A 22,703-nucleotide genomic window follows, 5' to 3' on the forward strand; every position below is an offset into this window, starting at 1 on the left:
ACAGCGGCGAGATCACCGCCCATTCCGCATCGCTCACATCGTGTCTGCCCGTCATGCTCACCTCCGTTTCCGAAAGTGAATCATCACACCGCCAAAAACGGAATCCCGTTTATGAGTTCACGACCTAGTCCAATGACGCGCGGTCTCGCCACATGCATCAAAGCGACAGAGCCAAATTCCACTAGGGCGATACTACACAGTCAATCCATGTACCTCCGACCCGCCGATGTCCACCGCGGTGGACAGATCCGGCACCAAGTCTCACAACTCACATGCGCGACAGCCGCTTTTCGTCATCCACCACTTCCAAAGAACCCTTGTTGGCAGTCCAGGCCCACAGGACGATGTTGAAGTCCGTTGATGACGCACCCTTCGCAAAGCTTTGGATCAGAAGCCCCGCAAACCGATCTGCTATAAGGGCGCGTGCTAGCTCCTGTGTCGGTACCAATTGGCCATCGAGCATCTTCATGCGCCATGCAGAGTCGGCAAGCATCGCCTCGGTCACACCATACCGTTCGAGCTTGTCCTGATCGCGGGTATCGAAAATAGGCCCAAGGTCGGCTTTGTAGGACACCAGGATCGTGGGTTGCAGGCTGCCTACCTGGTTGGCTTCTCTAAGAGCGGTCGCGGGATCCAGCGAGGTGTAGAGGGCAGGGGTGCCCTTGGCGTTAAAGCGCCCTCCATAGAGTTCAGCGCCTCGTCCGGACAGAGGTTCACGCGCATAGACCGGGTTCAGGGCGCGATAGAGTGGCCCTGTGTAGCGTCCATCTTTCAGCGGCATCAGGCAAAGACGCCCGCATCGACCGCATCGATGTATTCCAGAACTTGCTGAGCTTTGCCTTCCTGCACCAGCTGCATGGCTGTCCGGCCATCAAAGCCGGGCAGGGGCTCTGACCGGTACCATGCATAGGCCATCAGTTCCGAGCCGAAGCGGGGCTCAACTTTGTTCAGCACCTCTACCAATTCGCGCAGGCGGCGCTGCGTCTTGTCCGAACCGATGCGGGCTCGCCTCTGCAACGCGTCTTTGCCCAAGCCGACGGTCAATGCGATCTCTTCTGCTGATGTGCGTAGCACCGCGGCGATCTTGCGCGGTTCGAATTGCCCAGCTTCAGCAAAGTTCGTGATGTGCATGATCTATGCTCCTACGGTGATACTGACGGTATATAGCGGCAACATCGCTGAAATTCAAGCTGACAGGAGGCGCTGCGCCTTCGTTTCCCGTGCTTATCCGTAACGCTGCAGTGCTCTGAACGAAGCAAATCCTGATCTTTGGGCCTGAGAGGTCACCGTTGGAGCGCTTTTGCCGATCGAGAACGTCAGATAAGCTATTGATAATATGAGAAAGACTGCAGCAGTCGGGCCGGAGTTGCCGATATGGCTTGCCGATCTTGGATCGAAACCGCCACTTACTGCATGCCGTCACTGGGGTCCGCGGTGGTGTCGGACCCTCGGCCGTTACCCCGGACCAGTTGGCTGCTGAAAAGTAAAAGTGTCCTTCGGGTTTTGTGACTGACGGATGAGGGCCTTTGGGGTCCCTCGGATGGGTCCGGACCGGATTCCGGTCTGTCTTTCCTAATGAAGGGCATTCTAATGGAAACAGGTGTCTTGCGCGTGCTCCGCACAACCGCCGCCTCCTGGTGGCGGCATAGAGAGCTGCGCAGAACTGGCCAGACGGCGCTATCGCGGCAACTCGAGCGCGAGACCGTCCTGCGCGATCTTGGCTACCTCAGGCAGGCGGCATTATTGCCAAACGCGCATGTGATCTGCGGGGAGGGTGGGACGTTCCTTCATCTCGGCTGGACCACAGTGTCGACTTTCGCGCCGATCGAACGCTTTCCCTTGGCCGCTCTTGCGGTCGCACGAGGGACCCCGTTCATCGATATCCGACCCGTCACCGATGTTATCGCATTCGCGAACTTGCCGCGGGTGGCGCGGGACAGATCTGTCGATCCTGACCTTTCAGGTGCCGGCAGGTGCGTCTCGCTGACCACCTACATCGACACGGTCGAGCGGCTCGGCGCGAGGATCGTCAACGATCCGCGGCCCCGTCAGTCAATCTGATCACCACTCCCTCTCACAAACATTCGAAAGGAGGCCAGCCATGGCCCGATCCCCCACGCCCAAATTCGATGCCTCCGAGGTCATCACAAACGAAATCATCCGCATCATCGAGCGCGGCGTCCTGCCGTGGCGCAAGCCCTGGACCGCAGGCGGCAGCTCACGCCCCCTGCGCGTGGGCGGCGAACCCTACCAGGGGGTGAACAACTTCCTGCTGACGATGCGGACCGTGATGGCGGGCCACAGCTCTCCCTTCTGGATGACTCTGCCTCAGGCCAATGCGTTGGACGCAAAGGTCCGCAAGGGCGAGAAATCCTCTGTCGTCGTCTATTACGGCCAAAGCCGGAAAGACGCGGGCGGCGAGGACGACCGCAGCGATGGCGATGATCGCTCCGAGGAAGCCCGCATCTTCCGCTTCCAGAAATCCTACCGCGTGTTCAATGCCTGCCAGATCGATGGCCTGCCCGACAGCTTCTTCCCAGACCCGGAGCCCGCGCCCGAGCATCCGCCGTCCGAGCCCATCCCGCACATGCAGGCGTTTTTCGATGCCATCGACATCACGACCGTCTTCACGGGCACGGAGGCGTACTATTTGCCCCCCGTGGACAAGGTCTACATGCCATCCATCACGCGGTTCCAGGACCCGCGCAATTTCTACGGGGTCTGGGCGCATGAGCTGGCCCATGCCACGAAGGCCCGGCATCGACTGAACCGTGATTTCGGGTTCTCGAAGTTTGGCAACACCTCTTACGCGCGCGAGGAGATCGTCGCGGAATTGACCTCGGTGTTCCTGGGTCAGACGCTCGGCTTTACGGCGCATACGCTCGAGATGAATGCTGCCTACCTCCATAACTGGTTGCGCGTTCTTCGGTCGGACAAGGGTGCGATCTTCAAGCACGCCGCGGATGCGCAGCGCGCCTGTGATTACCTGATCGCCAGATCGGAGGCGGGCAGGGCAGGGGGCCGAGCCAAGGCCGCCTGACCACAGGGAGAACGGAGACGCCCATGTCACGTAAGGAACCCAAGACGCTGCGGGTGGCCTGCTTCAACGACGGCCGCCGCAAGATCATCACCTTCAAGCACGGCGCCTATTGGTGGAGCCCGTCCGAGGGCGCTTATCCGCTCTCGGCGGCACTTGAGACCATCAAGCACCAAGGCGGCTGGATCGAAACCATCCCCAACCCGAATTACAGACCCAAGCGATTGTTCGGGTAGGGCCCCTTCTGCTTCTGTCCTGCCGCCAGGGGGAAAAAGAAAAAGCTGGCTTTTGGAAGGGTGTTTCAACTTCTCAAAGGAGCACCCCATGTCCATGACAGGACAACCCCAGACAGACCGCCCTGATCCGAGTGTGATCGCAGCGCAGAACGACGCGTTTCGCAAGCTCGCGTGCCTCGGTGTGCCAACCGCCCAGTCTATTCAGGGCCGCATGCATGTCACCCGCTCAATTATGAATGCCGGTGACGGCTTCATGGCCGAGGCGGTGAAGGCCACGGGCATGTTCGAGACCTTCGAGCCCGAGAACGATCCCGAAGGATGGCATGATTTCGGGGCGGTCGAGGTCCGCGGCGAGACCGTGTTCTGGAAACTGGATTTGTACGAAGCGGATTCCGACTTCCGCTATGGCGCCGAGGCCCCGGACAATCCCGCCACCACCATGCGCGTGCTGACCATCATGCTGGCGCGCGACTGGTAGGGGAGGGGACACCCCTCCTGACAGCCCAGGCGATGAAGGCCCGCTGACCCCTCAAAGGGAGAGTGGGCCTTTTGTTGTGGTGATCCCTGAAGACGGGGATTGGCCGCGCATCTGAATGCGCGGGCCGCTCCAAACCCACCGAAAAGGAAACGCCATGACCACAAGCTTCAAACCCGTCTCCGTCGCCATCGGCGATCTGGTCTCACATCCCGCCAATGTGCGCAGCAACTCGCCGGAAACCTATGATCCTGAGAACATCGCCCATCTGAAGGCAAGCATCGCCGTTCTGGGTCTCCTGCAGCCGCTCATGGTCCAGAAGCTCGACGGCAAATATGCTGTCCTCGCCGGTGGCCGTCGGCATGCCGCGCTGAAGGAGCTGGTCGCGGACAGGGCCGCGAAAGGCTTCACGGCGAAGGCCAAGATCGACTGCCGTCTTGTGCCAGAGGATTGCGATGTCACCACGGCCCTGTCGCTCGCTGAGAACATCACCCAGGCGCCGATGAATGCCATCGACGAGTTCGAGGCTTTCGCGCGGATGATGGAGGTCGACGACCAGACGCCCGAGACGATCGCAAAGACCTTCGGCACCACGGTGGCGGCCGTGAAAGGCCGGTTGCGCTATGGCCTAATCCACCCCGACATCCGCGCCGCGGCCCGGGCCAAGACGATCACGCTCGACACGATGAAGGCCTTTGCGGAGCATCCGAGCCAGGAGGTGCAGCGCGAAGTCTTCGAGGCGCTCACCAAGGAAGATAGCTACCTGCAGGCCTATACGGTCCGCCAGGCGCTCAAATCCCGCGGCGTGCAGGTCAGTGACGATATCGGGGCCTTCGTGCGCGCGGACTACGAGGCGCGGGGCGGCGCTGTCGCCGCTGACCTTCTGGAAGAGCATTCCGTGCTCGAAGACGCCGCGCTGGTCGAGACCATCCTGCTCGAGAAGCTCGGTGCCGCCGCCGAAGAGGCCCGCATAAAGCTGGGCTTTGCCTGGGCCGATGCCATGGTCCGCTATGATTACGCGACCATGGCCGACTACGGCCGCGTTTATCCCGGCCCGATCGAGCCTGATGAGGCTGCGCAAAAGCGCATCGATGAGATCACCGCCGAGCTTGAGAAACTGCAGCTCGAGATGGAGGATGAGGGGCTCGAGGACGGTGCCTACAACGCGCTTTACGAGCGCGTGGACGCCTTGGAAGAGGAAGCCCGCGACCTGCAGGAGGCCTACAGCGCCGAGGACCTCGCGCGGTCTGGGGTAATCGCGTCCTGGTCGGGCGGGCAGGTGACCCTCCATGTTGGCCTCGTCCGCCCGGAAGACACCGTCAAAAAGGAGGGCGCGCGCGGCTCCTCGGCTAGCCCGACCGGGGAGGAGGCCCCAGACGCCGGCGAAATCACCTATCCGGCCTCACTGGCTGAGGACCTCAAGACCGAGCGAGCCATGGCGCTTGGGGCCGCGATGGCGCTGCATCCGGAAGCTACGCTCGATCTGACGCTCTTCAAGCTGGTGAGCGACGTTCTGGCCAGCGGCATGAGTGTCACGCAGGCGATCAAGATCGATGCCCGCAAGGAATACCGCAGCCATGCCAAGATGGACGAGATCGACGCAACCTCGCTCGAGCAGGTGGCGGCGGCGCATGAGGCGCTGGACCTCTCCTGGCTCGATGACACCCGCGCGCCCGCCGATCAGTTCGCGGCGTTTCGCGCGCTGGAGGCAGGCGAAAAGGCCAAGCTCGTGGCCTATGCCACGGCCAGCACCACGCAGTCCTGCTTCGCGCGGGACCGCCAGCGCGACAGCCTGATGCATGCGTTCGAGATCGAGATCATGCCCGACATCCGCTCCCACTGGACGCCGAATGCGGCGCTCTTCAACCGCTTCAAGAAGGCTTGGCTCCTGAAGATCCTCGGCGAGGATCTGGGTCTCGCCCAGGAGGCGGTGACGCTGGCCTCGTCGAGCAAGAAGGAGATCGTCGCCTTTTGTGACAAGCTCTTCGCCGAGCCCTTCGCCACGCTCACGGACGCGCAGCGCGCTGCCGTGGCCGCCTGGTGCCCGCCCATGATGCAGACAGCCGGTGTCGCCTGTGATGAGGCGGAGCCCGCGGCGGAAACCCCGGAGCCTGACGGCGACATCGCGCAAGCGGCCTGAGTCCTCACGCGACCCGCGCGTGGACCATGCCGCCCGCGCGGGTCGACCCTTCCAAACCGAACAGAAAGACATCCCCATGGCTATTCTCAAGTTCTCTGCGTCCGCTGTTGCGGCGCAAATCGCGCATGCGCGCGCCTGCAAAACCTTCCTGCCCAACTGGAACGGGCCCGTGGACAGGCCGGCCCTGATCCTCATCGTCGGCAATGGTGTGCATCTGCGCTCGAACGGCATCGATGGCACGACCACCCGTATCGTCACCACCGAGCAGGCCGATCCCTCCTTTGCCTTCGCCGACGGCATGAACCCGTTCCGGGACACCGACTGGATGGCGCAGCGCCGCATGTCGTTCCGCGATCTGACCGGTCAGTTCTACACGGACATTCTCGACGATGTGCAGGTGCTCATCGACCGGGGGCAGGGGGCGATCCGGCTTGCCACGGATGGCCACAGCATCCGCGTCTTCGTGCGCCGGGCCTCGGATTATCTCATCGGCGGAACCTACGAAGTGCCCTCGGGCCTCGGCGGCACCTTCCGGGTCATCCTAAAGGATGCCTGCGACACCTTCGCGATCGTGCAGAACTGCGGCAATTGTGAGGATTTCGACGCGATGCAGCCCTACCGCGTGCCGCTTGATGCGCTTATGGAAATCGATGACCGGAGGGTGGCGTAATGGGTTGGCTCTTCTATACCGATCGCCGCGTTCAGACCTATGCGGATGAGAAAGCGGAGATTGCCCGGCTCTGCACCTCTCATGGCGAAAGGCGCAAGACGGAACTGGTCAAAGCCTGCAAGGTGGGTTCGACTTGGTACGCGGCGGCAAAGGTCACAAATATCGACGGCACCCCTGTCGAAGACACGACCTATGTCACCGATGCGGATGGCTCCATCACTTTCGCCGCCGTATTCCTTACCCGATATGATGACGGCTGCTGGGGCTACAAGGACATGGAGGAAAGCGCGGGACCGGTCGAATCCCGCGCGCCACTGAGCCTATTGGCCCTGCTGTCCGAGCTGAAAGACCCAGACAGCTATGCTCATGCCTGGCGCCAGCGCTGCCAGGACTGGGCTGCGATCCCGGACTACGAGGAAGGCGACAAGATCAAGCTCGCAGCACCTGTGACGCTCACCGATGGCAGTACCTGCCAGATTGTCACCGCGACCCACTACAGGCGCGGGCGGCAAAAGCGCCGCTGCTACCGCATCGAGGAAACTGGTGGGCTCGTACGCCTGTCGAAGGCCTCGCTTGCGGGCTCGGAGCTGCTCAGCTCCGCGAAAGGTGCGGCTAGCCCGGTGCTGGCGGAGTTCCTGGCGGGGCGAAATTAGGTCCTGCGCCGGACGGTTCATCGACCTGCCCGGCGACAGCAGATGCTGCGGCTTGTCTTGACAAGGCAATGCAAATGCATTACCTATCGCGGGCAGCAAAGAACCTTTTCTTCAGGAGACTGCCATGACAGCCCTCGCACAAGATGTCTCGAAACTCACGGATCGGTATCAGACGACCGTGCCGGCGGGTGTGCGCAAACAGCTCAAGCTGGGCAAGGGCGACCAGATTCGTTACTGCACCGAGCCGAGTGGCAGGGTCTATATCGAGCCCGTGCGCAGCGACGAGGAAGATCCCGTGCTCGGAGCCTTTCTCGATTTTGTCGAGGCCGATATCAAGGCGCATCCGGACCGCATTCGGGCTTTCGATGGGGCTTTGCATGACCGTCTTGCAGCACTGGTCGGAGACGTTGATGTCGATCTCGATGCGCCGCTATCGCTCGAGGATGAATGAGCGGCGATAGCGTGCCCGCCCAAGCGCCCCTTGTCGTGAATGGATGGTCGATTTATGCGCACCCACTCTTTCTGGACCAGCTCGAAGGGCTGGTCGAGGAGGTAGAGGCGCGTAAGGCTCGCGATCCCAAGACCTGGCACAAGAAAAACCCGACGAAACGGCTGGCCGCCATCTTCAAGCTGGTCACCGAGGCCATACCTGCAGATCCGGGTGCCGCCGCCTTCCGGCAAGGCGGCACACTCGGCGATCACCGCAAGCACTGGTTCCGGGCGAAATTCTTCCAGCAGTATCGGCTGTTCTATCGGTTCAACAGCGATGCGAAGGTCATCGTGGTGGCTTGGGTGAACGATGACAAGACCCTGCGCGCCTACGGCAGCAAGACGGATGCCTATGCGACGTTCAAAGGGATGTTGGAAGATGGCAATCCACCTGACAATTTCGACGCGCTCTTGAACGAAGCTGCAGCGGCGGGCAAGCGGTTCGAAACTTCCCTTGAAGCGGTGCCCGATCGGTAAGTGGGCCAGCTTGCTGTGACCCTTTGGCATTATCGTTTACGACGCCCCGCTGGAAGATGTAGCATCGGCTGATAATACGGTCGGAGATAGAACAATGATTGAGGCGGAAATGGATGGGCGGCACCCCGGACAAGAGGAGCAATTCGCGCCTAATCTGGCGCGGCACCGTTTCCCAATTCCGGTGCGCGTTGTAGACATGCCCGATGACCTCGGCAAGCTGCTGGATTTCAGGCTCGAGGAGCATTTCCGTGGCGGCTGATGTCAATTCGTATGACGCGTGGTTTCGCGCGAAGGTGCAGGCCGCGCTGGAGGAGGAATGCACGGGAACATCTCAGGTTCAGGTGATGCAGGCCGCACAGGCATTGATTGATGCGAAACGGGAGGTCGAACCCAAGTCCTGACCAAGCCTTGGAGGTCAGCGCGGTCTGACCCCCGTCACCCTGAAAAGCAAAAGCGGGCTTTTTGTCCTTTGGAACTCAGACCCTGATCCAAAGGAATTCCCCATGTCCAAGCCTCTCTCAACGCTCCCCAATCCTGTTGAATCCGACGCTAACCTCGCCTCTGCCCTCGCGCAGATCGGCGCGGAGGTCGACAACCAGCCCCTGCGCAGTTCAGCGCTCGCGCGCATCATGCGCGAGACGTTCCGTGGCAGCGATGCCGGCGGTGCCTGGGACTGGCGCATGGCATATGACCTGATGCAGGCCGCGGCTGTTCAGGTGCTGCTGCGTGGGGACGGCGCGGCAGATGACATCGCCGCTGCAAAGCTGCTTGCCTCGCGGCTGCTGACGGAAACCCGCCGCTCCGAGCAGCAGATCCGGCTGCAGCAGTTTTCCACGCCGTTGCCATTCGCGGCGCTGGTGGTGCGGGCCGCAGCGATCCGCAAGGGCGAGGCTGTGCTGGAGCCTTCGGCTGGCACCGGTGCCCTGGCTGCTTTCGCCGCCCGGGCCGGTGCCACGCTTTTGCTCAATGAAATCGACCCCTCTCGCCAGCGCCTCCTGCGCGCGGTTTTCGGCGGAGTGGTCACAGGCCATGACGGCGAGCATATCGATGATCTGCTGCAGACGCCGGTTCTACCCGACGTCGTGGTGATGAATCCGCCCTTCGGCTCCTCGGTCGATCGGTCGCGGGACAAGCACATCGCCGCCAAACATCTCATCGCGGCTTCAAAGCGTCTCGCGCCCGGTGGGCGGCTGGTGGCGATCATGCCGCCGGGGTTCACGCCCGAACGCGATGCCGCGCATTGGTCCCGCGCCTGCGGTCTCCTGACGCCGCGATTGGCGCTGACGATGCCGGGGCAGGTCTACCGCAAGCTCGGCACCTCTGTAGAAACCCAGCTGATGGTTTTCGACAAGGTGCAGGAGGGCGGCGAGATGATCCGCGCCATTTTGTGCGATCTGGACGAAGCCCTTCCTTTTGTCGACGCCGTGGCCGCGACCCGGCCCGATATGCGGCCCATACAACAGGCGGCGGCGATCCCTCATAGGCAACCGGTCGTTCCATCATCTGCCCCGCGCAAGACCGCCGCTGCGCCTGTCGCCGCCTCCAAACCCCGGGCCAATGCCGTTGTCCCGCTCAGCTTCACAAGCTTTGAGGTCCCCCGTGATAACACGCCGGTCTCGGATATCTATGCGCGCTACCGTCCGCAGCGGATCGAGATCGCGGGTGCGCAAGAACATCCCACGCCGCTCGTCGAGAGCATCGCCATGGCCTCGGTTGCCCCGCCCAGGCCCTCAAACACGGGCAGTGATGACTTGCGGCTGCCCGCACGGTTGATCGAGGAGGGACATCTCTCCGAGGCGCAGCTGGAAACCATCATCATGGCGCATGATGCCCATGGGCGCGATCTGCCCGGTCGGTTTACCATCGATGACGACCAAACCAAGCTGACGCGCGCCGATGATGATCCAGACGCATGGGCCTATCGCCTCGGCTATTTCCTCGGCGACGGCACCGGGTGCGGCAAGGGGCGCGAATGCGCGGGGCTCATTCTCGTGAACTGGCTTGCCGGGCGCAGAAAGGCGATCTGGGTCTCCAAATCCGCCACGCTCATCGAGGACGCGATCCGCGACTGGACCGATCTCGGCGGCTCGCCCGCCGACATCCAACCGCTTTCCAAATGGAAACCGGACCAGCCTGTCCCGATGGGCGACGGTATCCTCTTCGTCACCTACGCCACGCTGCGGTCCGCGGGCAAATGCGGCACCACGCGGCTGAGCCAGATCTTTGGGTGGATGGGCGAAGACTTCGAAGGCGTCCTCGCTTTTGATGAAGCCCATGCCATGCAGAACGCGGCCGGGTCCGAGCAGGGCAGGGGGGTCAAACCCTCCCAGCAGGGCCTTGCGGGCCTGCGGCTGCAACTGGCAGCACCCCGCGCTCGCGTCTTCTACATCTCGGCCACGGGTGCCACGAGCGTGCACAACCTCGCCTATGCCGCGCGGCTGGGGCTCTGGGGGCAGGGCCCCGAATACCCCTTCCCGAGCCGCGAGAGCTTTGTGTCGGCGATGGAAGCCGGCGGCGTTGCCGCCATGGAGGTGGTCGCCCGCGATCTCAAGACGCTCGGGCTCTACACGGCCCGCGCCCTCAGCTTCGACGGCGTGGAGTATGACGTGCTCGAACACGCGCTCACGCCGGCGCAGATCGAGATCTACGACGCCTACGCGGCTTCGTTTCGGACGATCCACCACAATCTCGAGGCCGCGCTGACAGCGACCGGCGTCAACGACGCCTCGGGAGAGACTAATGCATCGGCCGCACGCGCCTCGGCCAAGTCCCGCTTCGAGAGCACGAAACAGCGCTTCTTCAACCATCTCCTGATGGGCATGAAAGCTCCAAGCATCATCCGCGCCATCGAGGACGATCTGGCGGCGGGCAAGGCTTGCGTCATCCAGGTGGTCTCGACGGGCGAGAGTCTGCTCAAACGTCGGCTTGAGACGATGGACCCGGAGGACGAGCTGGTCGAGGGCGCGCTAACGCCGCGCGACTACGTCCTGGGATACCTCGAACAGGCCTTCCCGATTCATGCGCAAAAGCTCGTGGAGATCGACGGCAATATGGTGGCGGAACCCTTGCGGGATGAGACCGGGGCGCTCGTTGTCTCGCGCGAGGCGCTCGCCCTGCGCGATGCGGCCATGATGGAGTTGATGACGCTCGCCCCGATCCCCTCGGCGCTCGATCAGATCCTCTGGGCTTTTGGCGACGAGGCCGTCGCAGAGGTCACGGGTCGGTCCATCCGCCCTTTGAAGGCCGAGGATGGTCATCTCTTCATCGAAAAGCGCGCCGCCAGCAGCAATTCATCCGAAACCCAAGCCTTCATGGACGGTGAGAAGGATATCCTTATCTTCTCCGATGCGGGCGGTACGGGCCGGTCCTATCATGCGGCGCAAACGGCGAAGAACCAGAAACGGAGGCGGCACTACCTGCTGGAGCCCGGCTGGCGCGCCGATGCGGCCATTCAAGGACTTGGCCGCACGCATCGCTCTGCCCAGGTCAGCGCGCCTTTCTTCCGGGTCTGCACCTCGGATGTGCATGGCGAAAAGCGTTTCACCTCGACTATAGCCAAGCGCCTCGACCAGCTGGGGGCCTTGACCAAGGGTCAGCGCGAGACCGGCTCGCAGGGCATGTTCCGCGAGGAGGACAATCTCGAAAGCCCGATCGCACGGGCCGCGCTGCGTGGGTATTTCGCCGATCTTGCCGCCGGGCGCGCCGAGGCGATGAGCTACGAGAGCTTCACCGACTGGACGGCCCTGCGGCTGATCGACAAGGACGGGGTGCTCCTTGAGGAGCTTCCCCCGATCCAGCGGTTTCTGAATCGGGTGCTTGCCCTTCCCATCCACATTCAGAACGGGCTTTTTGCGGAGTTCATGAACCGGATTGCCGATCAGACCGAGCGGGCACGGGCCGCAGGCACGCTCGATCTCGGCGTGGAAACCCTGCGCGGCGAAAAGATCGAACAGGTCTCCACAGAGGATCTCTGGACCTGCCCGAAATCCGGCGCCGTGACGCGGATTATCGGGCTGGAGGTCACCGACCCAGTGTATGTGCTGGACGCCGAAGAGGCCATGTCGCGCAATCCCGACAAGTTACCGATGGTCAATCGCGCCTCCGGTCGCGCGGCGCTCATCTCGGCGCGCCCCATGCAGATGTATGACGAGGATATTGTCACACTGATGCGCAAGGCGGTGCGGCCAAACGGGTCTAGCTATCTCGAAGAGGCTCGGTTCACGTCTTCGGCCTGGGAAGACATCGACAGGCCCGAGTTTGCAAAGCTTTGGGATGCCGAGGCAGCGTCCCTGCCAAAAACCACCACAACCAAGCTCTACCTGCTGACCGGGCTGCTGTTGCCGATCTGGAAGGACATCCCGACCACGAATGAACGCATCTACCGCGTCACGCCGGACGGGGCGACCGCCATGATCGGGCGCACGCTGAGCGAGGAAGGGGCGGCCGCGCTGCGCGCCAGCTTCCTCGTTTCTAACCCGCAAACGCCACAGGAGATGCTGACTGCGGCTCTTGGCACCACCACGCCGGTCGATCTGGGCCGGGGTCTGACGCTGACCCGTCGCCGGGTCGCAGGCGAGATGCGCCTTGAGCTGGGCGGTGCGGACAAGGGCATGATCGAAGGCCTCAAGGCCATGGGGTGTTTCACCGAGATCATTGCCTTCCAGCTGCGGGTGTTCCTGCCGCATGGGGACGGGATCGACACGGTCAGCATTCTGGCCCGGATTGTGGGGCAGGGAACCAGCAACGCGGCAGACCAAGCCGCCTGAAAAGCCAAAGCGGGCTTTGGGTCGGGCGTCGCGGATCGGGATTTGGCCGGTCTGCGCTTTCCGGGCGCGCGCTGACCAATGCGACGCCTGGCCCCCCAACTTCTGATAAGAGGACAGACCCATGACCAATCCCCAGATCGACTATGCCGCAATGGCGGCTCAGTGGCGCGCCGAGCACGAAACCACCCTGAAAGCAACCCGAGCGGAACTGATCGTGCAATTGCGCGCGCTTGGCATCAACGAGGTCACCGCCGAATACGAAGGCTATGGCGACTCCGGCAATGTCGAGGACGTGAATGTGCAGCCTGCGGAGGTCCAACTGCCGGAAGCGCTTGTCACCGCCGTGGGCGATTTCGCCTGGTCACTCGCCTATCACCATCATCCGGGGTTCGAGAACAACGAGGGCGGCTACGGCACGCTGACCTGGGACATTGCAGCAGACAGCATCACCCTCGATCACGCCGACCGCTACGTTGAATGCTCGCACAGCTATGACGACGGGCTTTGAGATGGCCCATCCGCTTCATCATGCTGAAAGCTCTGCCCGGAAATTCGGTGGGGTGCCATCTGACTATCAGGACATCCACGACTGGTTCGACGCCTCGAAAGAACACCTCGCCCTCTTCACGCACCGCGCCTTGCGTCATCATGCTCAAGGCCTGTTCGAGGCCGAACGTGTCTTCGGTCTGACCCTGACCAATAGCGCGGGTCGGGACATCCCCGTGCGCTGGATCGGCGAGCAGCATGTCCGCGAAGACTGCCAGGGCCGCATTCCGAGCATGGCGGACTGGCTGCGACGGATACAGCCTGAGCCATGGATGGCCAATGGCCATATCGAGCAGCACCTCAGCGGGGAGCCCTGCGGCGATCCAAGGGTTGCTTGGGCATTCGAGGTGGCCGCCGGAAGAACGGTTCTCGGCCTGAAAGATTGGATGGCGGCGCGCGCGACGCAAGCCACGCAAAGCGCCTGACAGCTCTCGGTCGTTTGCCAAACGAATGCTGCATAGAAGCCCGGTCGGAAGATCAGGCTTCTTGCGTCGTTTCCCCAGCAATCTTTTTGAGGAGGATCACATGACATTCGAAGACATCAAGGCGGCCGTCGATGCCGGTCAGACCGTGCACTGGGCCAATACCGGCTACGTTGTCCACAAGGACCGGCTCGGTCAGTACCTCATCACCTTTGTGCCGAACGGTAGCTGCATCGGCCTGACCGACCGGAGCGGGCACCGGTTGAACGGAAAAGAGGCGGAGTTCTTCATCGCGCAATCGAAGGACAGCGCGGAAAATCCGGGTAGCCAATCAAGACCAGACGGGCAGGGGAGGGGCGCAGCACCCGAACGCGCGGGGGCATGCCCACTCGGACGGCAGCTCTGACCCGTGGGCGGGGCTGAAAGGAAAGCAAGCTTTCTGGTTTGTGATCCCAGGAGGGGTCGAGAAAGCAATCCCGGATGCGCTGGCAAGAACGTCAGGCACCGGCCAATCCAAAAGGAACCATCCCATGTTCGCAGGAACCCTCACCCGCAATGTCGAGACCGCCGCCGCCGAATACACCGGCATGATCCACTCGACGCGATTTGACATCGCCATCCAGCTTGAGGCACGGGCCAAGATGTCCGCGCGCAGCCCGGATTATGACGTGACGGCGATCAACAAGTCGGGCCGCAAGGTGCGCATCGGCACGGCCTGGAACGAAACCGGCAATACCAGCGGCAACCCCTACATCTCGATGCAGATCGATGTCGGCCTCGGCCCTTTCCGGGTCAACGCGGTACAGACGAAAGAAGCGCGCGCGACCCAAAGCGGCGCATTCGAGATCATCGCGCTGGTCTCTAACGGCCTGATGAAATCCGGCTCGATCTCGGGCGAGCTCACCGCCATGGACGCCGACAACGCCTTCGCCGGCTACATCGCCAACATGATGTTCGATCTGGAGTTCATCCTGATCGAGAACAGCTACAAAACCGAGGAGACCCACCCCGATTACCGGATCGAGGTCAGCTCGCCCCGGGGCACACCGATCCGCGTCGGCTCGGCGTGGATGGCCAAAAGCAGCCGCACGGGCAATGACTACCTGACGCTGCTGATCAACACGCCTTACGGTGACCTGCGCGTCAACGCCGTGCAGAACGAAGAGCAGCGCGGCGGGCAGACCTTCTCGATCATCCCGTTCATCGACAGCGGTGAGCAGCCACAGGACGCAGGCGCAGGGCTGTCGCTGGTCGCGTGACCAACGCGCGAGATTAGACGATCCGCACCGAAAGGGGAGCCGTGGGATCACGGTTCCCCTCTTACAATGTCCATTTGCATGAAAGTAAGGTCAGTTAGTGATTTGCCAGGCGCGTTCAGGTTGCGAACGGCCCCAAAACATAAGATGGCGGCAGCCCTTAGAACGGCCTGCCCCGCGTCCGAACACACACCCGAAAACAGCCCGGTCAAATATAGTACTTGAATGGCTGCGGTCCGCCCTCCCGCGCCGAACCCATCACAAGGATGTCTCCGACCATCTTTGCGAAGCGGACTGTTACCGGCAACCCATCGTTGAAGTTGCACGAGTTGTAGTTGATCTTTGTCAGTCCCATGATGTCAGCAAGTACCGTCCGCATCTCTGGCTTATGACGCTTTGAGCGCAGGATCGTCACCATAAGCGGGTTGGGTGTTTCAGGCCCGATATACGTATCCAGCTGCGGGACGTAGCCGCTCGTCCAAAGATAGGCGTTCTTCTCGTCTAAACTTAGAGCCGTTCCTCTGATCACGGGGTAGTCGCCTGCACGGAAGAGCTTTGCGTCACCACCCGTAGGTCTGATCCGTACACCGACGACGTTCGTCCCCTTCGGAGCCGCCTGACAGAAGGCCTGCCACTCCTCGTCGTTGAATGACGCCTGCCCATGGATGAAGAGTTCCTTGGGCGGCTCGGAGTGCAGATCCCGGTACGCTTCTATCACAGTCTCTAGAAGTTCTTTCGCGGCGTCAGCGTTTAGATGGTATTCGTACTTGCCGGTCTTCCAAGGGCCATTCGCGCCGCGGAACACCACGCCATCGCCTTCACTCAAAAACATCTGCGCCGCGCAGCAGACGTGATTATCGCGGTTGTTTGGGAGGTTCTTGTAGACCATCCCGATGTAGCATACTCCTTCGCGCACGTTCGACAGCCGCCACGGAGGCCAAAGCGTCCGATAGGTTGTGCAGGAAGAGCGCACGGATGTTCACGCTGCCTTTCTGCATCGAATAGGTGAGCAGCGCCGTCAACGTGTCGACGACCAGTGCCACACCGCCCAGGATCACCACCGTCCAGCCCTGTACCTCTGGTGGGTCGATCATGCGCATGCCACCCTCGTAGATCAGGTAGAAGCCGATCAGGATAAGTGTCGTGTAGTTGATGAGCGCTGCGACGATTTCTACCCGCCCATAGCCGAAGGTCATGCGCTTGTCCGCCGGGCGGCGAGCGATCTTACGCGCGAAGAAGGCGATCACCAGCGACGCCATGTCCGAGAAATTGTGGAGGGCATCCGCGATCAGCGCGAGGCTGCCGGAAAGGATCCCGCCGACGATCTGCGCGACCGTCAGGAGGCCGTTGGCCCAGATGGCGATGGAGACGCGACGATCACCGGATTGAGGATCGATGTGGGCGTGGCCGTGATCATGCGGCACGGTTCGTCTCCTCATGGCGGTGGTTCGGCCGATCGAATCCGGGGACCGGCGGCAAGATTCCGCGGCGGATGCGGCGAACCCTGGCATTCATCCAGTGACGGATGACGTGGCGATAGAGCAAGTCGCGCACAAATCCGAAGTTCTGGCGGTGATTGACCCATCCGTCGCCCAAGTCCACCTCTACCCAGGAGTGGAGGATTTCGGACGGCGCGAGGGGATAGACGAGTTCCGGAACGACGCCTCTCTGAAGCGCCTTGTGGATTGTGAACCCGTGCAGTCGGCAGCGAACTCCCACGCCACGCAGCAGGGCCATGAGGAGCGTGCCCTTGGTGTTGCACTGCCCGTGGCCATCTGCGAGGACCTCGGACGCCGGAATGTCGTCGGCGCGGTTGTAGCCGAAGGTAATCTCGTTCCTGACGAAATCGTAGATGGCCCCAATTCGGTCGTCGCTGGGAAGGTCTGCCCAGCCGCGCTCCTCGATCAGTTTTGCAATTGAGGTCGCGTCAAAATCCAGCAGCCGGGTTTTGGCCAAGTGAGGGTCGGCGGGGTTCACGGGATACCTCCTCGAATCGTTCACGAGAATATGTAGTTGCTACAGTCACTGTAGCTTCAAGCCCCGATTTCAGGCCGAGTCCTTGGTTACCTGATCGTCATTGTGCACCGCCTTGTGGTGTTCACCATGCGCGTCTCTCAGGATTCCGACGCCACCCCAGGCCGCGATGCCGGCGACAATCACGCCCACGACAAGGTCCGGCCAATTCGTTCCGAGCCAGGCTACGAGCCCGCCTGCGACGACGATTCCGAGATTGGCCGCGAAGTCGTTCCAGCTGAACGTATTCGCCGCTCGGATGTTTACGTCTGGATCGCGAAGCCGTGCCAGCAGCCAGACGCAAAGTGCGTTGATGGCCGCCGCTACCAGCGCCATGACAATCATGATCGTGCCAAGAGGATCCGATCCGCCGACGTAGCGGCGCCACGCGTCATACAGGATTCCAAGGGCGAAGAGGATCAGCAGGCCGCCCGAAACGTTCGCCGCTCCGCGCTTCCACTTGGCGGAGCGGGACAGCGCGAAGAGGCTGATCGCGTAGACGAAACTGTCCGACAGATTGTCGAGGCCATTGGCGATAAGCGCGCTTGACTCGCCGAATGCGCCCGAGGCGAAGAAAGCGACTGCCAGCCCGATGTTGAGACCCAGCACGATCCAGAGTGTGCGTCTTTCCGTTGCGTTTCTCTGCTCCGCCATGCCGGGTATCCAAATTAGTGAATTGCCAATGAGTAACTAACACCGGGCTTTTTGCGTTCCGATCAAAGGTCGTCGAAATTGCTCAGGCGCCGATCTCTTCATGGTCGGTCAGGCATTCGGAATGGTCGCGCAGTACCTCGAGCACACGGCAATCAGAAGTCTGTCCGCCGCTGCACTCATGCACCATCCGCTTCAATTCCGTCCGCAGCGCCTCGAGCCGCGCCAATCGTTGCTCGACCTGTTTGAGTTGCCGACGGGCTATTGCATCCGCCTCAGCGCAGGACTTTCCCGGATGATCGCTGAGATCGAGGAGCTCACGGATCGCGTCCAACGAGAACCCCAGTTGCCGTGCGTGCCGGACGAATGACAAGCGGTCGAGTTCGGCGTCGCCATAGCGTCGTTGGCCCCCCTCGGTCCTGCCGGGCTCAGGCATAAGTCCGATCTGCTCGTAATACCGGATGGTCTGCACCTTTGTTCCGGTCTTCTTCGCCAGCGTCCCAATCGTCAGCATTTCCGCTCCCCACATTACCTACAGTGGGTGTAGCTTTATGCGGTGCGCATCACAAGCTTCACCCGAGTTTCACAGATCGGTGATTGTTGGCCGATCGATGACAATCACGCTTGAACCTACAGTAGCTAGAGGATGTAAACGCACACAAAATATAGAATCAGGTTCGGGCGGAGCGGCGTGAGGCTTTCAGGTCTTCAGAAGGTATTGTGGGTGTTGGCGGGCGCGGCGGCGTTCGTTTTCATCTGGCTGTTGCTATGGTCCGACTACCGTGCCGATCTTGCCCGCACCGAGAGTGAACCACCGTTTCTTGCTGATTTCGAACTGACCGATCATCGCGGCATGGTCCAAACGGACGAAGATTTCGCAGGGCGCTGGATGCTGGTCTTCTTTGGCTTCACCAATTGCCCCGACGTCTGTCCGACAACACTGTCCGAAGTCGCGGCCGTGATGGAGGGCCTGGGCGATGAGGCAGCAATGGTTCAGCCGATTTTCATAACGATTGATCCGGAGCGGGATACGCCGACTGCACTTGCCGAGTATGTGCCCCTGTTCGACGCAGGGATCATCGGGCTGACCGGTACACCGGAGCAGATCGCCGCGACATCCGAAACCTTTCCGATATTCTTTGAGCGGATCGAGCAGGCGACTGCGCCGGGCGGATACACGATGGGTCACACGTCGCATCTTTTCCTTTTCGACACGCAAGCAGGCTTCGCGGACTCCTGGCCCTACGGCACGCCCGCCGAAGAGATCCTCGCCGATCTGAGACAGAGGATCTGATCGTCATGACCCGACTTTCCGGAGAGACGGCCCTTGGCCTGGCCTGGATCATCGCGCTCACCGCGTCGCTTGCCGTGCTCTTCATCGGCGAGGTTCTGGGGCAGACACCTTGCGTGCTCTGCTGGTTCCAGCGTGCCTTCATGTTCCCCTTGGCCATCATCCTCGGGCTTGGGCTGTGGTGGCAGGATCGGCGCGTGGGTCGCTACGGGATCGCGCTGGCTTTGGGCGGTGCCGCCGTCGCGCTTTGGCACTTGGGCCTCTATGTCGGCGTTATCCCCGAGCGTATCCAGCCCTGCACGGCGACCGGCCCATCCTGTACCGACGACAATCAACTGGTCTTCGGCATTCCGATTCCTTTGATGGCGCTCGTCGCCTTCGCGATGATCGGTCTGCTGTCGGCTCTCTCACTGAAGGAAACACAAAAATGAAACGACGCGGCCTCATCCTGTCCGTTCTCGCGCTCGGGGTCGCCGGTTTCGGCGGTGCCGCCTGGTATGCCACCCGCCCCGACCCGATTGCCGCGTCCGATCCCATCGACCCTGAAATGGCCGACGCGCTGATCCGACCCTATTCCCCGATCCTCGGGCCCGAGGATGCGCCCGTAACCATCGTTGAATTCTTCGACCCGGCCTGCGAGGCATGCCGCGCTTTCTATCCGGTCGTCGAGGATATCATGGCGGAGCACGGAGACGCGGTGCGCGTTGTAATCCGCTATACGCCTTTTCACGGCGAGGCGTCGGTAGAAGCGATCCGTGTGCTCGAGGCGGCGCGCATGCAGGACGTGTTTGAACCTGTGCTCGAGGCAGTCTTGCGAGAGCAGCCCAGATGGGCGTCTCACGGGACCCCGGCACCCGGATTGATCCTTGAGATTGCAGCAAGCGGAGGTCTGGATGTCGAAGCTGCCCGGACACAGATGCTGGCCCCCGGTGTTGTGGCGGTGCTCAATCAGGACCGCGCTGATGTCGAAGCGGTAGGCGTGCGACAAACGCCCACGTTCTTCGTCAACGCCAAGCCATTAGACCCGTTCGGTGAGGCCGAACTGCGGCGACTGGTGGCTGCGGAAGTTGCGGCCAGCCAAAGTTGATGCTCGGCCAGATACAGGAGAATTCTTCATGACAAAACGATCTTACATCAATGGTTTGCCCCTTGTCTTGCTACTCTCGGGCATGTCGACTCCGGCATTTGCCGGTTCGGAGGATGTGGTCGTCGAAAACGCGTGGTCCCGTGCTTCAATCGGGGTCAATCGCCCTGGTGCGGCCTATATGACTGTGCGCAACACGGGTGAAGACGCCGTTACGCTGACCGGACTTGCGACACCGCTGGCAATGATGCCCGAGATCCATGAGTCGAAAACCAACTCCGATGGCGTCAGTTCCATGGCGCCTGCAGGCGAGATCACGATTGAGCCCGGCCAAAGCGTGGCATTGGAGCCGGGCGGGTTGCACGCCATGCTCATGAAGCTGCAAGAGCCGATGACCGAAGGCGAGAATTTCCCGCTGACACTGACCTTCTCGGATGGCGGCAAGGTGACGGTCGAGGTCCCAATCCTCGGAATCGCCGCGCGTGGACCGGAGGGCTGATGCAACGTCGGCAGCTCCTTCTATACGGCGCAGCCGGTGCCGGCGTTCTTGGCCTGACGCTCTTCGTGGGCTGGTGGCGGGTGGACGGGCCCGGTGCGCCTGAACCAAAAGGGCAGCGGCCCCTGCCCCTATCGGCGATGGAGTTCCGGCTGACCGACCACGAGGAAAATGAGGTAGGGCCTGGCAACCTGATCGGTCGTCCCACAATGGTGTTTTTCGGGTTCACCTACTGCCCGGACGTCTGCCCGACGACCCTATCGGATATTTCCGGCTGGCTTGAGGAACTGGGCGACGAAGCATCAGAGATGAACGTGGTCTTCATCACGGTCGACCCGGAGCGGGACACGGTCGAGGCCATGGCCGAATATGTCGGCTATTTTCATCCGGTCATTCGTGGCTGGACGGGGCCGGAAGACCAAATTGCCCGCGCTGCAGAAGGATTTCGTGCCTCGTATGAGCGCGTCCCGACCGAAGGCGGCGACTATACAATGAACCATACGGCAAGCGTATTCCTGTTCGATGCCAAGGGTGAACTCGTCACCATGATTGACTATCACGAGCCAAGAGAATTCGCAGTGCCGAAGATCCGGCGTGCACTGACAGAAGACGTAGAGGGGGCAACATGAAGATTAGAATTGTTTTGGCGAGCGCTGTGGTCGCAGGCGCTTTTTCGCTGACCGCCATCGCCATTTCTGGCGTTCTTTCTAAAGAGCCAGTGCCTCCTGCGATTGCTGAAGCGACCCTCTGGACTCCCGATCCGCTCTCGATGCCTCAGATCGCCGACTACGATGTGACACCGCCCGCTGCATTTCACGCCGACAATGCTAGCCCAATGCGACCTCTGCCGCTCTTGCAATCTGTCTTCGCAGAAACCGCCTTGCCCGAGATTGAACCGCCTTTGATCACTTGGTCGCGTGAGATCGCGTCGGGCGAGACGCTGGATGCGGTCCTGGCGAACGCGGGTATCGCTGCGCCTGCGCGTGCCGAAATCGCGCTCGCGCTTGGTGCAGAATATGACCTGCGCCGATTGCGCCCGGGCCATGAGATCACTGTGATCTCAAAGGTGGACGGAAATCCGAGCCGCGTGGAACTGGCAGTTGACGATGGGGTGCGGATCGAAACGGTCTTTGGTCAAGAACTTGTCACACGCGTGTTGGAGCCAGACCCTGAAATGGTGACGTTCGCGGGCGAGGCAGTGATCGAAAGCTCTGTCTTCGCGGCGTTGGACAAAGCAGGCATCCCTGCTCGTTTTGCGGTCGACATGGCGCAGATGCTGGGCGGCACAGTAGATTTTCGACGCGAACTTTCCGGTGGCGAGACGATGCGTATTCTTTGGCGCGAAGCCCGCGACGGAAACGAGAGGATCGGTCAGCCCGAACTTGCCTTTGCCACACTGGACCTTGGTGAAACGGTCTACGAGATCGTCTGGCCGGATGACGGCAGCGGTGAAGCAACGATCTATGTCGATGGAGAGGTCCTGCGTGTTTTTGCCCAACCGGTGGAAGGAGCGCGGCTGAGTTCCGTCTTTGGCCGTCGCACACACCCGGTCTATGGGAATGTGCGCATGCACACCGGGGTCGACTTTGCTGCGGCCCGCGGTACGCCGGTGAAAGCGACAGCACCCGGACGCGTGAGCTTCATCGGACGTCGTGGTGGATATGGCCGGGTGGTGGAGATAGCGCATGGATCCGACACCCTGACACGATACGCACATCTCAGCGAGGTGCCGGACACACTCGAACAAGGGCAGCGCGTTTTGGCCGGAGACATGATCGGTCGCGTCGGTGCGACCGGCACCGCGACAGGCCCCAACCTACATTACGAAGTGCTGGTGGACGGTCGCCCAACCGACCCTCTCTCTGACGACCGATTGGCAGAGGCGGCCGAGCGTGAAGCGGACGACACGGCCGCACTTGAGCGATTGGCTGAGGCACGCTCGCTACTGGCCGAGAGGCTCACCAGCGAATTTGTGCAAACAACAACCGAAAGGCTTTAATC

28 protein-coding genes and 1 pseudogene are annotated in these 22,703 nt (G+C 61.7%); 22 read left to right on the plus strand and 7 right to left on the minus strand.

Going from position 1 to position 22,703, the window contains the following annotated elements; genetic code table 11:
* Positions 1 to 268 precede the first annotated feature (268 nt).
* Both PSA7680_RS15275 and PSA7680_RS15280 read right to left on the minus strand, forming a co-directional pair.
* The gene (locus tag PSA7680_RS15275) at positions 269 to 781 is read right to left on the minus strand and encodes an RES family NAD+ phosphorylase (protein ID WP_043754138.1); all 513 of its coding nucleotides are present in this window, start codon (positions 779 to 781) and stop codon (positions 269 to 271) included.
* On the minus strand, positions 781 to 1,131 hold the full coding sequence (locus tag PSA7680_RS15280; protein ID WP_027264271.1) for an MbcA/ParS/Xre antitoxin family protein: 351 nt from the start codon (positions 1,129 to 1,131) through the stop codon (positions 781 to 783). The genes PSA7680_RS15275 and PSA7680_RS15280 overlap by 1 nt, the downstream gene beginning before the upstream one ends.
* 444 nt (positions 1,132 to 1,575) lie before the next feature.
* Here PSA7680_RS15280 and PSA7680_RS15285 point away from each other — a divergent pair, with 444 nt between their 5' ends.
* The 16 genes from PSA7680_RS15285 to PSA7680_RS15355 all read left to right on the plus strand — a co-directional run bounded on the left by PSA7680_RS15285 (position 1,576) and on the right by PSA7680_RS15355 (position 15,170).
* A complete protein-coding gene (locus PSA7680_RS15285) occupies positions 1,576 to 2,061 on the plus strand; it encodes a hypothetical protein (RefSeq protein WP_043754136.1) in 486 nt (161 codons plus the stop codon).
* Positions 2,062 to 2,101: 40 nt separating this feature from the next.
* Positions 2,102 to 3,040 carry an ArdC family protein gene (locus PSA7680_RS15290; RefSeq protein WP_043754134.1) on the plus strand — a complete coding sequence of 313 codons (939 nt, stop codon included), beginning with the start codon at positions 2,102 to 2,104 and terminating at the stop codon, positions 3,038 to 3,040.
* 23 nt (positions 3,041 to 3,063) lie between these two features.
* Positions 3,064 to 3,273: a DUF6330 family protein gene (locus PSA7680_RS15295; protein ID WP_043754132.1), complete on the plus strand. Its 210-nt coding sequence runs from the start codon at positions 3,064 to 3,066 to the stop codon at positions 3,271 to 3,273.
* An 88-nt stretch (positions 3,274 to 3,361) separates the two neighbouring features.
* Positions 3,362 to 3,751, plus strand: coding sequence for a DUF3768 domain-containing protein (locus PSA7680_RS15300; protein ID WP_043754131.1), 390 nt, complete (start codon positions 3,362 to 3,364; stop codon positions 3,749 to 3,751).
* Between the two features lie 154 nt (positions 3,752 to 3,905).
* Positions 3,906 to 5,888: a ParB/RepB/Spo0J family partition protein gene (locus PSA7680_RS15305; protein ID WP_043754129.1), complete on the plus strand. Its 1,983-nt coding sequence runs from the start codon at positions 3,906 to 3,908 to the stop codon at positions 5,886 to 5,888.
* 76 nt (positions 5,889 to 5,964) lie between these two features.
* On the plus strand, positions 5,965 to 6,558 hold the full coding sequence (locus PSA7680_RS15310) for a hypothetical protein (RefSeq protein WP_058243472.1): 594 nt from the start codon (positions 5,965 to 5,967) through the stop codon (positions 6,556 to 6,558).
* Positions 6,558 to 7,211 (plus strand): DUF6927 domain-containing protein, encoded by a 654-nt coding sequence (locus PSA7680_RS15315; protein WP_085869591.1) that lies wholly within the window; start codon positions 6,558 to 6,560, stop codon positions 7,209 to 7,211. Before PSA7680_RS15310 ends, PSA7680_RS15315 begins: the two co-directional genes overlap by 1 nt.
* A gap of 124 nt (positions 7,212 to 7,335) precedes the next feature.
* Positions 7,336 to 7,662, plus strand: a complete 327-nt coding sequence (locus tag PSA7680_RS15320; RefSeq protein WP_005668772.1) for a type II toxin-antitoxin system PrlF family antitoxin — start codon at positions 7,336 to 7,338, stop codon at positions 7,660 to 7,662.
* Positions 7,659 to 8,177 carry a type II toxin-antitoxin system YhaV family toxin gene (locus PSA7680_RS15325; protein WP_085869592.1) on the plus strand — a complete coding sequence of 173 codons (519 nt, stop codon included), beginning with the start codon at positions 7,659 to 7,661 and terminating at the stop codon, positions 8,175 to 8,177. The genes PSA7680_RS15320 and PSA7680_RS15325 overlap by 4 nt, the downstream gene beginning before the upstream one ends.
* 94 nt (positions 8,178 to 8,271) lie before the next feature.
* Entirely contained in the window at positions 8,272 to 8,436 is a 165-nt protein-coding gene (locus tag PSA7680_RS18760) for a hypothetical protein (protein ID WP_176244158.1), read from the plus strand.
* Positions 8,426 to 8,578, plus strand: coding sequence for an antitoxin PaaA2 family protein (locus tag PSA7680_RS15330; RefSeq protein WP_009820264.1), 153 nt, complete (start codon positions 8,426 to 8,428; stop codon positions 8,576 to 8,578). The genes PSA7680_RS18760 and PSA7680_RS15330 overlap by 11 nt, the downstream gene beginning before the upstream one ends.
* Before the next feature lie 102 nt (positions 8,579 to 8,680).
* Positions 8,681 to 12,943, plus strand: a complete 4,263-nt coding sequence (locus PSA7680_RS15335) for a strawberry notch-like NTP hydrolase domain-containing protein (RefSeq protein WP_085869593.1) — start codon at positions 8,681 to 8,683, stop codon at positions 12,941 to 12,943.
* 121 nt (positions 12,944 to 13,064) lie between these two features.
* Positions 13,065 to 13,451: a DUF6878 family protein gene (locus PSA7680_RS15340; protein WP_028288608.1), complete on the plus strand. Its 387-nt coding sequence runs from the start codon at positions 13,065 to 13,067 to the stop codon at positions 13,449 to 13,451.
* 1 nt (position 13,452) lies between these two features.
* The gene (locus tag PSA7680_RS15345; protein WP_028288607.1) at positions 13,453 to 13,914 is read left to right on the plus strand and encodes a DUF6915 family protein; all 462 of its coding nucleotides are present in this window, start codon (positions 13,453 to 13,455) and stop codon (positions 13,912 to 13,914) included.
* 100 nt (positions 13,915 to 14,014) lie between these two features.
* Positions 14,015 to 14,317 (plus strand): hypothetical protein, encoded by a 303-nt coding sequence (locus PSA7680_RS15350; protein WP_028288606.1) that lies wholly within the window; start codon positions 14,015 to 14,017, stop codon positions 14,315 to 14,317.
* A 124-nt stretch (positions 14,318 to 14,441) separates the two neighbouring features.
* Positions 14,442 to 15,170 (plus strand): DUF736 family protein, encoded by a 729-nt coding sequence (locus PSA7680_RS15355; protein ID WP_043754112.1) that lies wholly within the window; start codon positions 14,442 to 14,444, stop codon positions 15,168 to 15,170.
* A gap of 205 nt (positions 15,171 to 15,375) precedes the next feature.
* Here the strand turns inward: PSA7680_RS15355 and PSA7680_RS15360 are convergent, their stop codons facing one another.
* The 5 genes and pseudogenes from PSA7680_RS15360 to PSA7680_RS15380 all read right to left on the minus strand — a co-directional run bounded on the left by PSA7680_RS15360 (position 15,376) and on the right by PSA7680_RS15380 (position 18,345).
* The gene (locus PSA7680_RS15360; RefSeq protein ID WP_217808353.1) at positions 15,376 to 16,056 is read right to left on the minus strand and encodes an argonaute/piwi family protein; all 681 of its coding nucleotides are present in this window, start codon (positions 16,054 to 16,056) and stop codon (positions 15,376 to 15,378) included.
* 31 nt (positions 16,057 to 16,087) lie between these two features.
* Positions 16,088 to 16,591, minus strand: a pseudogene (locus PSA7680_RS15365) (cation diffusion facilitator family transporter); the annotation flags it as partial.
* Positions 16,581 to 17,144: a transglutaminase-like domain-containing protein gene (locus PSA7680_RS15370; RefSeq protein WP_007803479.1), complete on the minus strand. Its 564-nt coding sequence runs from the start codon at positions 17,142 to 17,144 to the stop codon at positions 16,581 to 16,583. The pseudogene PSA7680_RS15365 and the gene PSA7680_RS15370, both read right to left, overlap by 11 nt.
* A 69-nt stretch (positions 17,145 to 17,213) precedes the next feature.
* The gene (locus tag PSA7680_RS15375; RefSeq protein WP_008327361.1) at positions 17,214 to 17,834 is read right to left on the minus strand and encodes a cation efflux transmembrane domain-containing protein; all 621 of its coding nucleotides are present in this window, start codon (positions 17,832 to 17,834) and stop codon (positions 17,214 to 17,216) included.
* A gap of 82 nt (positions 17,835 to 17,916) precedes the next feature.
* Positions 17,917 to 18,345, minus strand: a complete 429-nt coding sequence (locus PSA7680_RS15380; RefSeq protein ID WP_007803476.1) for a MerR family transcriptional regulator — start codon at positions 18,343 to 18,345, stop codon at positions 17,917 to 17,919.
* Positions 18,346 to 18,558: 213 nt separating this feature from the next.
* Between PSA7680_RS15380 and PSA7680_RS15385 the strand changes: the two genes are divergently transcribed.
* Genes PSA7680_RS15385 through PSA7680_RS15410 form a run of 6 tightly spaced genes read left to right on the plus strand, consistent with a single transcriptional unit; the run spans position 18,559 to position 22,701 of the window.
* The gene (locus PSA7680_RS15385; RefSeq protein WP_007803475.1) at positions 18,559 to 19,125 is read left to right on the plus strand and encodes an SCO family protein; all 567 of its coding nucleotides are present in this window, start codon (positions 18,559 to 18,561) and stop codon (positions 19,123 to 19,125) included.
* 5 nt (positions 19,126 to 19,130) lie between these two features.
* Complete coding sequence (locus tag PSA7680_RS15390) at positions 19,131 to 19,553, plus strand: disulfide bond formation protein B (protein WP_007803474.1); 423 nt, start codon at positions 19,131 to 19,133, stop codon at positions 19,551 to 19,553.
* Positions 19,550 to 20,209 carry a DsbA family protein gene (locus tag PSA7680_RS15395; protein ID WP_085869594.1) on the plus strand — a complete coding sequence of 220 codons (660 nt, stop codon included), beginning with the start codon at positions 19,550 to 19,552 and terminating at the stop codon, positions 20,207 to 20,209. Before PSA7680_RS15390 ends, PSA7680_RS15395 begins: the two co-directional genes overlap by 4 nt.
* 28 nt (positions 20,210 to 20,237) lie before the next feature.
* The gene (locus PSA7680_RS15400; protein ID WP_085869595.1) at positions 20,238 to 20,705 is read left to right on the plus strand and encodes a copper chaperone PCu(A)C; all 468 of its coding nucleotides are present in this window, start codon (positions 20,238 to 20,240) and stop codon (positions 20,703 to 20,705) included.
* Complete coding sequence (locus PSA7680_RS15405) at positions 20,705 to 21,331, plus strand: SCO family protein (RefSeq protein WP_085869596.1); 627 nt, start codon at positions 20,705 to 20,707, stop codon at positions 21,329 to 21,331. Before PSA7680_RS15400 ends, PSA7680_RS15405 begins: the two co-directional genes overlap by 1 nt.
* The gene (locus tag PSA7680_RS15410) at positions 21,328 to 22,701 is read left to right on the plus strand and encodes a M23 family metallopeptidase (protein WP_085869597.1); all 1,374 of its coding nucleotides are present in this window, start codon (positions 21,328 to 21,330) and stop codon (positions 22,699 to 22,701) included. Before PSA7680_RS15405 ends, PSA7680_RS15410 begins: the two co-directional genes overlap by 4 nt.
* Positions 22,702 to 22,703 lie beyond the last annotated feature (2 nt).

The organism is Pseudoruegeria aquimaris (assembly GCF_900172235.1).
GTDB lineage: Bacteria > Pseudomonadota > Alphaproteobacteria > Rhodobacterales > Rhodobacteraceae > Pseudoruegeria > Pseudoruegeria aquimaris.